General features: G+C 42.0%; 11 protein-coding genes. 2 read left to right on the top strand and 9 right to left on the bottom strand.

Features of this window, described 5'->3' with window-relative positions; all coding sequences use genetic code 11:
- Window positions 1–22: 22 nt before the first annotated feature.
- From R2S10_RS10020 to R2S10_RS10060, 9 genes are all read right to left on the bottom strand, one after another.
- Window positions 23–1,480, bottom strand: coding sequence for a TolC family protein (locus R2S10_RS10020; protein ID WP_316840307.1), 1,458 nt, complete (start codon window positions 1,478–1,480; stop codon window positions 23–25).
- 1 nt (window position 1,481) lies between these two features.
- Window positions 1,482–2,228, bottom strand: coding sequence for a succinate dehydrogenase/fumarate reductase iron-sulfur subunit (locus tag R2S10_RS10025; protein ID WP_316840308.1), 747 nt, complete (start codon window positions 2,226–2,228; stop codon window positions 1,482–1,484).
- A 10-nt stretch (window positions 2,229–2,238) separates the two neighbouring features.
- Entirely contained in the window at window positions 2,239–4,155 is a 1,917-nt protein-coding gene (locus R2S10_RS10030; protein WP_316840309.1) for a fumarate reductase/succinate dehydrogenase flavoprotein subunit, read from the bottom strand.
- On the bottom strand, window positions 4,146–4,829 hold the full coding sequence (locus R2S10_RS10035; protein ID WP_316840310.1) for a succinate dehydrogenase cytochrome b subunit: 684 nt from the start codon (window positions 4,827–4,829) through the stop codon (window positions 4,146–4,148). The genes R2S10_RS10030 and R2S10_RS10035 overlap by 10 nt, the downstream gene beginning before the upstream one ends.
- A 9-nt stretch (window positions 4,830–4,838) precedes the next feature.
- Entirely contained in the window at window positions 4,839–6,269 is a 1,431-nt protein-coding gene (locus R2S10_RS10040; protein ID WP_316840311.1) for an anion permease, read from the bottom strand.
- A 62-nt stretch (window positions 6,270–6,331) separates the two neighbouring features.
- Window positions 6,332–7,447 (bottom strand): porin, encoded by a 1,116-nt coding sequence (locus tag R2S10_RS10045; RefSeq protein ID WP_316840312.1) that lies wholly within the window; start codon window positions 7,445–7,447, stop codon window positions 6,332–6,334.
- Between the two features lie 4 nt (window positions 7,448–7,451).
- Entirely contained in the window at window positions 7,452–7,898 is a 447-nt protein-coding gene (locus R2S10_RS10050) for a helix-turn-helix domain-containing protein (RefSeq protein WP_316840313.1), read from the bottom strand.
- Between the two features lie 512 nt (window positions 7,899–8,410).
- Window positions 8,411–9,673 (bottom strand): DcaP family trimeric outer membrane transporter, encoded by a 1,263-nt coding sequence (locus R2S10_RS10055; protein WP_316840314.1) that lies wholly within the window; start codon window positions 9,671–9,673, stop codon window positions 8,411–8,413.
- A 29-nt stretch (window positions 9,674–9,702) separates the two neighbouring features.
- Window positions 9,703–10,608, bottom strand: coding sequence for a cation diffusion facilitator family transporter (locus R2S10_RS10060; protein WP_316840315.1), 906 nt, complete (start codon window positions 10,606–10,608; stop codon window positions 9,703–9,705).
- Window positions 10,609–10,766: 158 nt separating this feature from the next.
- Here R2S10_RS10060 and adiC point away from each other — a divergent pair, with 158 nt between their 5' ends.
- Together adiC and R2S10_RS10070 are read left to right on the top strand one after the other, a co-directional pair.
- Entirely contained in the window at window positions 10,767–12,086 is a 1,320-nt protein-coding gene (gene adiC, locus R2S10_RS10065) for an arginine/agmatine antiporter (protein WP_316840316.1), read from the top strand.
- A 12-nt stretch (window positions 12,087–12,098) separates the two neighbouring features.
- Window positions 12,099–14,405: an Orn/Lys/Arg decarboxylase N-terminal domain-containing protein gene (locus R2S10_RS10070; protein WP_316840317.1), complete on the top strand. Its 2,307-nt coding sequence runs from the start codon at window positions 12,099–12,101 to the stop codon at window positions 14,403–14,405.
- Window positions 14,406–14,567 lie beyond the last annotated feature (162 nt).

The raw sequence follows: 14,567 nt of genomic DNA on the forward strand, positions 1-14,567 counted from the left end.
GTTTGTTAATTAATCTGGTAATTTATTTAAGGTACTGAGCCAGTTCTTTTGGTGTTCCGATGCTGTTAAAGTAGGCGGCAACAGCTAGGTAATAGCCAAAAACAGCAGTGTGATACCCTTTATCAATCTCTGTTTCAACCAATAAAGCATCGTTCACATCTTTAGGAGAAGAAAGCTGGTTCTTCATCCTTTCGCCAATAAGTGTGCTAGTGGTATGCGCCTCTTTACGAGCATTGTCTAAAGCATTCACATCATTTTGCAGGGACCTCATTTTATTTCTGGCCACTGTAGATTGTACCTGAAGTGCTAATCCTGCACTTTGCTCGCCTAGTTTGGCTTCTTCTACCAGTTTTCGGGCAGCTTGCGTACGTTTACGCGTTTGCCCGTTAAATAAACTCCATTGCATTTCCACACCGATAAACCAATCAGGCATAGTAACCGGAAGGTCTTTCTGGTAAAGATTATAATTACCGATCGCAAAAATATTAGGTAAAGAAAAAGACTTGCTGATCTTCTCCGCAGTTTTTGCATAATTGATTTTGCTCCCAGCGAGTCTGTAAATAGGATTCGACACCCAGAAATCTTCTTTTGGAGGAGCCGGTGCGATATGGCGATATTTTAAGGTATCTGCGATCACGATATTGGAATCCAGAGGAATACCCAACAGTTTATTCAGTTCTACTTTAGCATTTTCCTGTTCTAACTTAATGTTATTGAATTGGCTTTCTGCCTGAATCAAAACAACGTTAGTCCAGCTTTTTTGGTAAGGAGCAAGGATTTGATTTTTCACCAGTTCCTGTGCATAAGCCTTGTTTTTAGTCAGCGCTGTCACCATCGTTTGCTGTTCTTGTAGCAAAGTATTCAGGTATAAAATCCGGAGGTATTGTAAAGAAATGAGGAATTCAATTTCCTTCCCTACCAGGTCTACATTGATATCTGCCGACTTCACCAGAGATTCAGCCAGGTTTCCCGCAGCATCCAGTTTATAACCCAAAAATATTGGTTGTCTAAAACCGACCCCTGCTACAAAATAAGATTGCCTGCTCAAACTCGGATTGTAGTCCGGATAAATGGCACCAATCACATTTTTCGAAGTATTGTAAATACGATCTTGTACCGATTGAGGAAGGGGCGTTCCGGTGATTTCTTTAAACACCTCATTTGCTGTATTCACACTTTGTTGCGAAGAACCGTTCACCACACCATCTCTTGCCTGTTGCAGGTTGATGGTTAAAGGGCTGCTCATATAGGTATAGCTCGACAATAAATCCACCTTTGGCAGGTAGCTTTTTTTCTCGGCTTTCAGGTTCGCTTCTCCTGAAGCCAGGGATGATTTCGCCTGTCTGAGACTCAGGTTATTTTGCTGAGCGAGGTTAAAACAATCTTCCAAAGAGGTATTTTGTGCGTTTGCAGCAACGCCAAAAGCCATCAGGCCACAAAGGAGGACATAGCTTTTATAGGTATGTATTTCTTTAAACATGTTACTTTTTTAAAACTTTACTGAGGGTATATTCCCAATTCATTCTGGCGATATTGAGTACGGAAATACTTTGTGGACATTCCACTTCACAAGCTTCTGTATTGGTACAATGGCCAAAATCCTCAAGATCCATTTGAGCCACCATAGCCAACACACGTTTGTTAGACTCCATCTTCCCTTGTGGCAATTTCACCAGATGTGAAATTTTAGCAGAAGTAAATAATGCTGCACTGGAATTTTTGCAGGTGGCTACACAGGCGCCACAACCAATACAAGCGGCACTATCAAAAGCAGATTCTGCCTGTTCATGTGTAATCGGAATACCATTGGCCTCCGGCGCTTGACCGGTGTTTACGGAAACAAAACCTCCTGCCTGAATAATGCGGTCAAATGCAGATCGGTCAACCCGAAGATCCCTTTTTACCGGAAAAGCTGCACCTCTAAAAGGTTCAATATAAATCGTATCCCCATCTTTAAACTCGCGCATATGCAGCTGACAAGTGGTTAAATGAGAGATCGGGCCATGCGCACGGCCATTGATCATCATCCCACATTGTCCGCAAATCCCTTCTCTACAATCATGATCGAACTCTACTGGCCGATCACCACTTAGGATCAGTTGTTCATTCAGGGTGTCCATCATTTCTAGAAATGACATGTGTGGAATCACATTATCCAATTCATAATCGACTAATTTCCCCGGACTACCGGCATCAGTTTGTCGCCATATTTTTAAATAGATCTTCATAGCCGGTATATTATTTATAACTCCTTACGGTTAATTCTACGTTTTCAAAATGCAGGGGCTCCCGAACCAACGCTTCTTCTTTATCCTCCCCTTTGTATTGCCATGCGGATACGAAACAATACAGATCATCGTTTCGTAAAGCCTCTCCCTCCGGAGTCTGGTATTCTTCTCTAAAATGCGCACCACAAGACTCTTCCCTGGTTAAGGCATCCTGACACATCAGTTCTGCAATTTCCAGGTAGTCGCCGATGCGGCCTGCTTTTTCCAATTCCCCATTCATTTCATCTTCCGTACCCGGTACTTTTAGATGCTGATAGAAGTCTGCACGCAAATTTTTGATCTCCTGTATTGCTGTTGTTAATCCTGCTTTACTTCTTGATAAACCACAATAGTCGTAAAGAAGTTTTCCCAAAATTTTATGATAGTGATCAGCGGTTTTCGTACCATTAATTGCGAGTAGTTTACCAAGCTGTGCCCTTACCTGAACTTCCGCAGCAACAAACTCTTGCTCATCGGTGGTTAGTCTGGCAGATTTAATCTCTCCGGCCAGGTAATTGGACACCGTATAAGGCGCAATAAAATAACCATCCACACAAGCTTGCAGCAGGGAATTTGCACCTAACCTATTCGCACCATGATCAGCAAAATTGGCCTCTCCAAGCGCAAATAACCCCGGAATGGTGGTCATCAGTTCATAATCCACCCATAAACCACCCATAGAAAAATGAGCTGCTGGTGAAATCATCATTGGCTCCTTATAAGCATCGATATCTGTGATTTTACGGTACATATCGAATAAGTTTCCGTATTTCTCTTTTATTTTCCCCTGCCCTTGTTCTTTGATCGCTTTTGAAAAGTCAAGATAAACTGCGTTAAGCTGTGGACCTACACCAAAACCGGCATCGATCCGTTCCTTAGCCGCGCGGGAAGAAATGTCCCTTGGCGCAAGGTTTCCAAAAGCAGGGTAACGACGTTCCAGATAGTAATCTCTTTCTGTTTCAGGAATATCATTGGGTTTTCTAGTTTCAGGACTTTTCAAAGGCACCCAAATCCGACCATCATTTCTTAAGGATTCAGACATTAGGGTGAGCTTACTTTGGTAACTTCCAGATTGTGGTAAAGAAGTTGGATGCACCTGTGTCCAACTTGGACAGGCCATAAAGGCGCCTTTTTTATGGGCACGCCAGATTGCCGAGGCATTACAGCCCATGGCAAGGGTAGATAAGTAATATATCTTACCGAAACCACCGGTTGCGAGGATCACCGTATGTGCGCTATGTCTTTCGATTTCTCCCGTATCAAGATTCCTGACAATTACCCCTCTCGCCTTCCCATCTACTATCACCAGGTCCAGCATTTCATGTCTGGTATATAAGGTCACAGTTTTGGCAGCCACCTGTCTCATGAGTGCCTGATAAGCGCCTAACAATAACTGTTGTCCGGTTTGTCCCCTTGCATAAAAAGTCCGGCTCACCTGTACCCCTCCAAAAGATCGGTTGTTTAGGTATCCACCATATTCCCGGCCAAAAGGTACGCCCTGGGCTACTGCCTGATCAATCAGCTGTGCAGAACATTCTGCAAGCCGATACACATTGGCTTCTCTGGAGCGGAAATCACCTCCCTTAATCGTATCGTAAAACATCCGATAAACACTATCGCCATCGTTTTTATAGTTTTTCATGGCATTCACACCACCTTGGGCGGCAACGGAATGCGCTCTTCTGGCAGAATCCTGAAAGCAAAATGATTTCACATTATAGCCCATTTCGCCTAAGGATGCGGCGGCGGCACTTCCGGAAAGTCCGGTTCCTACCACAATCACATCCATTTTCTTTCTATTGGCGGGATTCACCAATCGGGCATGGTCTTTATAAAAGCTCCATTTATCTTTTAATGGGCCCGGCGGGATTTTAGCATTTAATTCCATACCACATGCTGAGTTAAATAAACATAAATTGGGATAATTGCGAAGCCTAGCGTAATTGCGTAACTGTATACTTTTCCAAAATTCCTTACCCAGGTAACGTATTTAGGATGATAGAGTCCAAGCGAACGGGCGGCACTAAAAAAGCCATGTAAAAGGTGGTAACCTAATGCAAACATCGATAGTACATAGAACAATACATACCACCAATCCTGGTAAGCAGCAATCACAATCGTATATAAATCTTTGTGTCCGGATTCGTCCAAAGGCAGGCTACCAAACTTATACTGATACCAGAAATCTTTAAAATGGAAGACCAGAAAGATCAGGATCAGCGTACCTAGAATTCCCATATTCCGGGAATACCATTTGCTGGTGGCAGCTCTTCCATCTACAGCATATTTACCTGCTGTTTTTTTATTCTTTAGGGTGATAACTAAGGCATCGACACCATGTATAATTAGCGATGCATACAATACATAGGATACGATTTTAATAAAGATATTTCCCGAAAGCAGTTGGGAATAACCGTTAAAGCTTCCTTTTGCCTGATCTGCGGGAAGTAGCAATTGCAGGTTCCCCAACAAATGAATCACCAAAAAAAAGCATAGGAATAAACCTGTTAAAGCCATCAATGTTTTACGCATCAGCGTAGAGGTATTTGTTTTTCTATCCATAGCTTTAAATTAAAATACGCCAATTACTTTCCACCAAAGGCCACCGATTCCGATCCAGATAACCAGGAAAATGATGCTGAGAATAAAGCCTCGAGACCACCAGTCTTTCACATCTACATAAGTACTTCCAAAAAACACTGGAGCAGGTCCATGTCCATAATGGGTTAAGGTGCCGAAAATACCACCACAGAAACCCAGTGATAAAGCGAGTAACATTGGTGGAATCCCAATGATTACCCCCACTCCTAATAATGCGGCATACATAGAGGCCACATGTGCCGTTGCACTGGCAAAAAGATAGTGACTGTAAAAATAGACCAGTATAATGATAGGGAATGCCAGCGTCCAGCTTAAGCCACCAATTTCATTTTTCACCAGGTTGCTCAACCATGGAATCAACCCTAAGGTATTTAAGGCACTGCCCATCATGACCAGGGCAGAGAACCAGACAATCGTATCCCAGGCTCCTTTTTCGCTTTTCACATCTTCCCAGGTCAGTACTCTGGAAAGCAACAGAAACACCAGTCCGATGAAAGCAGTAGTAGTTGCATCGATCTTGAAGAAATCTCCACTTACCCATAAAATCAGGAGCAGGACAAAAGCGATCAGCATCAACCACTCATTTTTAGAAACCGCCCCCATCTCCTTCAGCTTATCCACTGCCATTTTGGTTGCACCTTGAGTGGCCTTTATTTCCGGCGGATATATTTTGTACAATACATAAGGGATCACCAACAGGGAGATGATACCAGGAACAATTGCAGCCCACATCCATGACATCCAGGTAATCTGGATTCCCAGATCCGCAGCAAACTTCTGACACATCGGGTTACTTGCCGTACCGGTCAGGAACATAGAAGAAGTGATCAGGTTTACATTATAACTACTCAGACTTAGGTAAGCACCCAATTTTCGGTGCGTTTCTGCTTTATCAGGAAAAGAGCCAAAATTGATGGCCATAGATTTCATGATCGGATAGATAATCCCACCCCCACGAGCGGTATTACTTGGAATTGCAGGTGCCAAAACTAAATCCGCCAATCCTAATCCATAACCTAAGCCTAAAGAGCTACGGCCAAACACGCGGATAAAGAGGTAAGCGATTCTGCTTCCCAGACCCGTTTTTATAAATCCACGGGCGATAAAGAAAGAGATCCCGATTAACCAGATCACCTTATCACCGAAGCTACTTAAAGCTAAAGAGATTGCTTTTCCTGGATCTCCGGGGGCGAGTACACCAGTAAGGGCCACTAAAGCTATAGCAACGATAGACATCGTGCCCATAGAAGCGGCTTTGAGGATAATCCCAAGAATTGTAGCCAGGAAAATGGCTAATAAATGCCAGGCTTCAGCCTTGACTCCTTCTGGTTCTGGAATAAACCAGATGATCAACCCGAATACGAGGGTGATCAGTAACATTTTGTAGTTTATTTCTTGCATAGTTTGGTTTATACTTTTTTTTTAAACTGACTTAGTCACTCTTAAAAAAGAGACTGACTTTTTTAAAAGCGGGCTTGCACCTGGCAGATCACCCGATTGGTATTATACTGTGTGGTGTTCGGTATATTTTTTTCATAGCGGTCCATTTGCAGTCCAACTTGTACGCGGATGGCATAAGCTTCGGCAAAAGAGGCGCTCAGCATTGGAATGTAAGTTTCCCTGGAATTTCCGGCCTGCCTGAAATCAGCATCCAGATATTCATAGCGAAAGGCAAATTCCAGCTCTTTCAACCTCGTGTTTTTAAAGCTATAGCTAACATTAGGCAATACATAAATCCCTCTCATGGCATACTTACTAATTGGAACTGTCGGTGTTTCCTGTCCAAAGAACTCCTGACTGTTGATTCCTTGTTTGTATTCAGAAACAAAGGACATTCCCCAGCGCTCGTTTAGTTTTTTGGTATAGTCTACATCTACACCATAAGCCCAGATCCGCTGTCCCATGTTCTTTCCAACACCAGCACTGGCTCCCAAATGAGTATTTTTGCTTAAGCCAAGTACGACTCTGGCAGGGAAAATCTTGCCATCATCATTGTCGCTAATCTGGTTTCTATTGTTTCCATTAAACACGCCTACCGAATATTGAATCGGAATGGCGATGTCTTTAATCTGACCAGAGAAACTAGCACCAATCTGGAAACTTTGCCAGCTATTGGCACCAAACAAATAATATTGATTAGAAAAGTCTATAGATTTAACAAAGTCCACCGGATAATTGTCTTCCTGTCCAAATTGTGGACGAAACTGTCCGAATTGAAAATTCACATAATCATTGACACTATATTTGATATAAGCATTTTCCAATACCTTGTTTTGCGGATTTCCGGTAAAGTCACCGAAGTTGACCAAAATCACCGCATTGATACGATCGTTGATGGCGGCATTCAGTTGTACCCTGGCTCTTTTTACAGAAAAGGAATTGTGTGCAAAATGCTCATCACCGGAATGGTGTAAACCTTTAATGTCTACATCATCATCGAGCGAGTAATTGAACTGACTTTGCAGCATTCCAGAAAGCGTCAGCTTGGTTTTCGAGGACACAGGAATTTCTACGCCCTGTGCCTTCAATAAAACTGGGGTACATAGAAACGATAAAAACGTTAGAATTTTGAACTTCATTAAATTAGACCTTTTGATGAGCATCACCTAAATAATATGAAGGGGCTTTACCGGTGTTTTTAATAAAGGCCCTGAAAAAAGTAGTTCTGGAAGTAAATCCTGCCTGCCATGCCATGCCTTCTAAAGACAATTGTTTCCATTCCTCCAGTTGGATCTGCGACTTCACATATTCCACTCGCTGGAAGTTAATGAAATTCTGGAAATTCATTTGATACTCCTTGTTAATCAGAGAAGAAAGATGGTGGGAAGGAATACCGGTATCATCTGAAAGGTCTTTGATAGAATAACCCTTTTTGAGAAAAGGCTGATCCTCGGTAAGGATTTCTTCGAGGGTTTGCAGGTAAGCATTGCGCTTATCTTTACTATATAAAAGCTGCCCTTCACAAGCGTTGTTTTTTTCCATGGTCTCTTCTTTAGATTTTTCCATGGGGATTTCATCGGATTGCTCCATTTTTTGGTCGGGAGAAAGTTTCTTTTTGAGGGTATTTATAAATCGAAAAATGGGGTGTTTTACGACTTGCGGAACGAAAAAAAGCAGATAAGCTGCGCTAGCAAACGCGTTATTATCAATTTGCGGGGAAAAATGTACCATGTAATGAGCATTTAATATTTCAAGGATAGATAGGTTTTTTGGCAACAGGAAGACCTACCCCGGACGGAGATACCTGTTAGCATGAGGAGTATGTTTTTCCATAGGTAATGGATTTGGTATATTTTTCCGCTAAGCAATTAATAATTTCACAACCTGTATCTCTATAAAATGAGCCAAAACTTCCATTTATATAGAGCAGGGTTTATTATAGTACAGTTTTTAGAGAAAAAGGTTTTATTTATTTTCAAATAAATAATTACCTAAATAGAGGATTATTATCAGAATAACTCTACGTAAAGTCCTCCATCTTTCATGAAGATAAAAGAGGAGAAACAATTAATTTCTTAACAAAAAACTAAGGAAAAGAATAACTAGAATCTGAATTGCATAGTCAGCTGAATGCGACTATTATTAGCGGAATCGCCATTAACGTTCTTTCTGGTACCATATAAATATTCAACACCTCCTTTTATAAAGGAATTTGGATAATAGATCAGGTTCAAAATCCCATAATTGGAAGCTTTAAAGTTCTGATCTTCAGACAGCCCTTTATTTTCCAGGTTTAAATATCCCCAGCCAGCAGTGGAACTAAATTTATCGGCCCACCAATGATCGTAAGAGGCAGACAGGCCCCAAACGGCCAATACTTCCAGGTTGGAAGTGGCAGGATTATAGACACCATCGTAATTATCGGGACCAATGTCGTTAATGTATTTACTGATTCCCTTGCCATAAGTAGCCTGAAACACGAAATTATCCTTGTTTCCAGGTTGCTGTAAAACACCGCTCGCACTTAAGCCATATCCCAGCTTACTTTTGCGTTTTTGCTGCTCGTTTTCGTAAACGATAGGATGTAATACTGTAGCAAAACGCAGGTGACTTCCATTTTTACTATATTGAATACTGCTGGTAAAATCAGGTATTTGTTTTAATGATTTAAATCCCGACTGCTCTGGCAGCGTCAGAAAACTCACCGGATCTTCGAGCGCCAATACTAGCTCTGTCGTTTTAGTAACTGGCAGGCTAAGTCTGAACTGCACCTGCCTCCCGGAGGTCATGGCATTAGGACCGTTATAATCCAACGTATTGGGGTAAGCATCCACGTCCATAAAGTTAGACCAGTACATCCCAACCAGCACCTTCCCATATTCCGCATAGGCCATTCTTAAATTCGGACTAAAGGAGCTGTTAAAAAGATCAAACTCCAAAACAGTTTTCAGTGCTTTCCCTTCTATTGGAATCTGTCCGCTCAAGTTAAAACGACTGGCCGCAACACTATAAGTAGTATTGCTTTTTTTATCATTAGGAATCGTTATTCCAGAAGAAAGAAAGCCTAAAGGACTATTATTATTGTGAAAATCATGAATTGCATCCGTCTGAATGAAACCTCCAATCTGTAAAGCAATCCCCTCATCGTCTGCCATTACTACTCCTGTATATCTTCCGGATTCTACCGCACTTCTGGTTTGTGTTCTAGGTGGTGAAGCATTTTTCTTTAAGCGAATATCCAGGTAATTTAAGCGGGCTTCCAGGCTATCCAAACGTTTCCTGGTGAGGGAGTCAGTTTGTGAAAAAGCGGTGATCGCCAGCATTTGGAGGAGTACAAAGGTAAGAGTCAGTTTAAAAAGCATCATTTGATCAGTTTTCAAAGGTTAATATTTCATTATAACATCCATCTTCTTTGTGCGGTAAAAGAAATGGTGAGCCATAGGTTATTGTTCTTATTTTTAATGCCATCATACACTTCTGCCCGGATTAAGTCCAGCTCATCCACAGAATGCAGCGGATAGCCTTCTGGTAAGAGGAAATCTATTTCTATCAGGTGGTATTTCCCGGTTTTGGCAATGTGACTCTTTACTTCTAAAAAATTTTTACTGGTTACAATCTCCTGAACCAAAGCTTTGGTAGTCATTTCTACTTCATCTTCGGGTGCATATAACAGTAGCTCCTTCAAGTTCCTTATCCCCGTTTTGATAGGTTCTACGAGAAAAATAAGAGAGGCCAGGATCACCAGCGTCGGATCTACATAAGGAACAACCGCATGGAAACCGAGCCGGTCCAATACAAAGGCAATCAGCATTCCTACTAAAATCGCTACGCTTAAAAAACTCCCCAGTTGCCATTCCAATGCCTCAATTTTCAGGAATTCAGAAGACACCTTAGACGCTTTCTTCCTGAAATACAACCAAATAACGAGGGAACCCAGGGCAGAAAATATTAAATATAGAATGGCAACATCCAGGTCTACAATTCTGCCACCATGCATAAAATCCAGCGATGCCGTAATTAAAGAATAGAGACAGAGGAAGATGATGACCAGACACTGGATCAAAATAATAAAAGGTTCAAAATGTGCTCTTCCATAGGGAAGCACCTGATCTTCAGGCTTTCTGATAAAGCGGAGTGCAAATATAGAGGCGATAGATAAAACCATCCCAATCAGGCTAAAAAGGCCGTCAAAAATAATAGCCTTGGCATCGGTAAACAAGCCAAAACAGATGCTTAAAAAAGCAAAAACACCTGTCAGATAAATAGATAGCTTAATCAATCGGTTTTCAGTCAGCGCCATAATATATTTATTTCCTCAAATTACATAAAAGCGTTCCCCGTATTCGCTCAACTATGTTCCACATTCTAAAGTGAAACGCATTGGGCCAGAGCTTAGTCCACTTTGTTGAAGGGTATCAATAGCTTTGTTATTAAGGTCTATCTAAATCCTTAAATATTATGGCAGAAAATAATAAGAAAGTTGGTTTAATCCCTGTAATGCTGATGGTTGCGGGAAACATTATGGGCTCCGGAGTATTCCTATTGCCTGCAAATCTGGCGGCTACCGGTGGTATCGCCATTTACGGCTGGCTGGTCACCATTGTTGGTGCGATTGCGCTCTCTATTGTATATGCGAAGATCTCTTCGATAGACCACAGTCCGGGTGGATCCTATGCCTATGCCAGAAGAGCTTTCGGTCCTTTTCTAGGTTACCAGACCAATATGTTGTATTGGGTCGCCGCTTGGGTAGGTAATATCGCCATTGTGGTGGTCGGTGTTGGCTACCTCAGTTATTTCTTTCCGATATTAAAAGAACCAATTCCCGCTACCATATCATCAATTGCCATCCTATGGGCATTTGTATTCATCAATATCTCTGGTCCAAGGTTAATGACCAAAGTACAAGCCGTAACGACCGTTTTAGCCTTGATTCCAATTATCGGAGTGGCCGTATTTGGTTGGTTCTGGTTTAAAAGCAGTACCTATATGGAGGCTTGGAACGTAAGTGGAAAAGACTCTTTAAGCGCGGTACAAAGCGTCCTAAACATTACTTTATGGGCATTTATTGGAGTAGAAACGGCTTCAGTAGTTGCGGGAGTAGTAGAAAACCCTAAGAAGAATGTGCCTATTGCGACAGTTGGAGGGGTACTAATTGCTGCAGTTTCTTATATATTATCCAGCACTGCCATTATGGGTATGATTCCAAATGCGGAATTACAAGTTTCCTCTTCCCCATTTGGCGATGCCGTAGCCATGGCCTTAGGAAAAACTGCCGGTGCAGTAGTGGCATTTTGTGCGATGTTAGGATGTTTAGGTTCTGTTGGTGGCTGGACGCTTGTAGCCGGACAAACGGCAAAAGCAGCAGCAGATGACGGATTATTCCCTAAAATATTTGGGAAAGTCAACAAAGACGGGATTCCGGTTACCGGTTTGGTGATTGTGGGCATCCTGATGACCATTTTACAATTGACCACCATATCTCCAAATGCAGCAAAACAGTTTGGCGTAGTGTCTTCAATCACGGTCATATTTACTGTAATCCCATATATCTATACCTGTGCGGCTTTGATGCTCATTGGTCATGGAAACCTTGGCGAGAAGCGCAATGCTTACATCGTGATTATCGGCGTTGCCTTCATCTACTGTATCTGGTCGGTGGTAAGTTCAGATTCTACTACCGTATTGGGTGCTTTCGTTTCTGTACTGATTACTACTGCTCTTTACGCATTCAATTATAACCGTACTCATAAAGGCGCATATCCACTTGATTCTAATTAAATAAATAAACCTATGATTCAACGTATCAATAAACTCAACAAAAGAAAAGTTCTGATCATCGATGATGAACTTCTGATCCTAAATACAGCTAATGGCAGAGCGGTTCGAGCATTGGTAAATGAGCTAAAAGACCGCAATTTTGAAGTCATAGAGGCCATTTCTTACGACGATGCGCTGTCTGTGATCATTTCTGATGCCGCAATCAGCTGTGTCTTGTTAGACTGGACTTTGGGTGATAATGACACCGCTACTCATCAGCAAGGTACCGCATTATTGCAAGAGATCAGGAAAAGAAATGCTACAGTACCTGTGTTCTTGATTGCGGAGAAAGGCGACCAAAATTCTTTCACAATAGAATCAATGAGCCTGGCGAATGAATTCATATGGATGCTGGAAGACACCGCTGCTTTCCTTGGAGGAAGAGTAGAAATTGCCATTAATCATTATTTCGAAAACTTATTACCTCCATTTACTAAAGCCTTAATCAATTACACTGAAAATTCAGCAGAGTATTCCTGGGCTGCTCCGGGGCATCAAGGTGGCATTGCCTTTACAAAATCTCCGGTAGGAAGAGTATTTTTTGATTACTTTGGAGAGAACCTTTTCCGTACCGACACCGGTATTGAAAGAACACCGCTTGGCTCTCTTTTGGATCATGAAGGCCCAGTAAAAGAATCTGAAGCTTATGTCGCTAAGGTATTTGGCTCCCACTTAAGTTACAATATGCTGAATGGAACTTCCGGTTCCAACAGGGCGATATTTGTGGCTGCGGTTTCAGATGGACAGTACGCACTATGCGATAGAAATTGTCATAAATCCATAGAGCAATCCTTGACAATGACGAGTGCGATTCCTGTCTTCTTTATCCCTACCCGTAACCGTTTTGGGATTATCGGTCCAATTCCAGCGAAAGAGTTTTCTCCGGAGGTGATTCAATCGAAAATAAAAAATCATGCGCTTAAAGATTTAGCTGTTCAGGACAGACCGGTTTATGCCGTGGTGACGAACAGTACTTACGATGGCATGTGTTACAATTCAAAAGAGCTTGAAAGCATATTGGCACCAACGGTAGACCAGATTCACTTAGATGAGGCCTGGTATGCTTATGCCCGTTTCAACCCATTATACAAAGATCGGTTTGGCTTACGTGGCAAAGCGGAAGATCATCCAAAAGATGCGCCAACGATATTTGTAACACATTCTACGCATAAATTATTGGCTGCACTTTCTCAATCTTCCTACATCCATGTACGGAATGGAAGAAGGCCAATTGAACACAGTCGCTTTAACGAATCTTACCTTTTACAGTCCACTACTTCCCCATTGTACGCGATCATCGCTTCTAATGAAATTGGCGCTGCGATGATGGATGGTCCGCAAGGAGAAATCCTGATCCAGGATGTTATTGATGAGGCGGTAGATTTCCGTCAGGCATTAGCACGTACACAGCGTGCTTTTCATAAGAAAAAAGACTGGTTCTTTGGCTCCTGGAATGCACCAACAGTAACTGATCCGGCAACTGGAAAAGAAATAGATTTTGCAGATGCGCCGAAAGAATTATTGAGTCATGATCCGAAATGCTGGGTATTAAAGCCTGGGGATGCCTGGCATGGTTTCGATCATATGACCGACAACTGGTGTATGCTCGATCCGATTAAAGCAGGGATATTGTGTCCAGGCATGGAAGATGATGGTAAATTGAGTACCTGGGGAATCCCTGCAGCTGTATTGTCTTCTTTCCTATATGCGAAAGGAATTATCCCTTCAAGAACGACAGACTTTATGGTCCTTTGCCTGTTCTCGGTAGGAAATACCAAAGGAAAATGGGGTACATTGATCAATGCGCTATTAGAGTTCAAAAGATTTTATGATGAAAATGCGCCATTAACAGCGACTATTCCTGACTTGCCTGCGAACTATCCTGATCGTTATGGTAAAATGGGAATAAAGGACCTTGCTGATGAGATGTTCCATAACATGAGAGAAAGCAATATGGATAAATGGCAGACCGCAGCATTTAGTCAGTTGCCAACACCGGTTACCTTGCCAAGAGCTGCATTCCAAAAATTAATGTCAGGCGATGTAGAACTATTGCCATTGGATAAATTGACAGGCAGAACTTCGGCAGTAGGGGTTATTCCTTATCCTCCGGGAATTCCAATCATTATGCCTGGTGAAAACTTCGGTCCGGCAGATGGTCCTTGGTTAAGCTATATCCGCAGCCTACAGGATTGGGGTAGAAAGTTCCCTGGTTTCGAAAAGGTAGTGGAAGGATCAGAAATGAAAGATGACACCTACCATGTTTGGTGTTTAAAATAAGCTTTAAAAGTAAAACGGGGAAGTTTCCTCCGAAACCTCCCCGTTTAAATTAACGCTCTCATATATATAGACGCTCGTCTATTCAGATTATTATATCTGACTGAAAATATTTTTTATTGCTATTCGCAATCCTCATTTTTTAGCCCTCCTATTCCCGATTTC

It is taken from the genome of Pedobacter gandavensis (assembly GCF_032678745.1).
Lineage (GTDB): Bacteria > Bacteroidota > Bacteroidia > Sphingobacteriales > Sphingobacteriaceae > Pedobacter > Pedobacter gandavensis_C.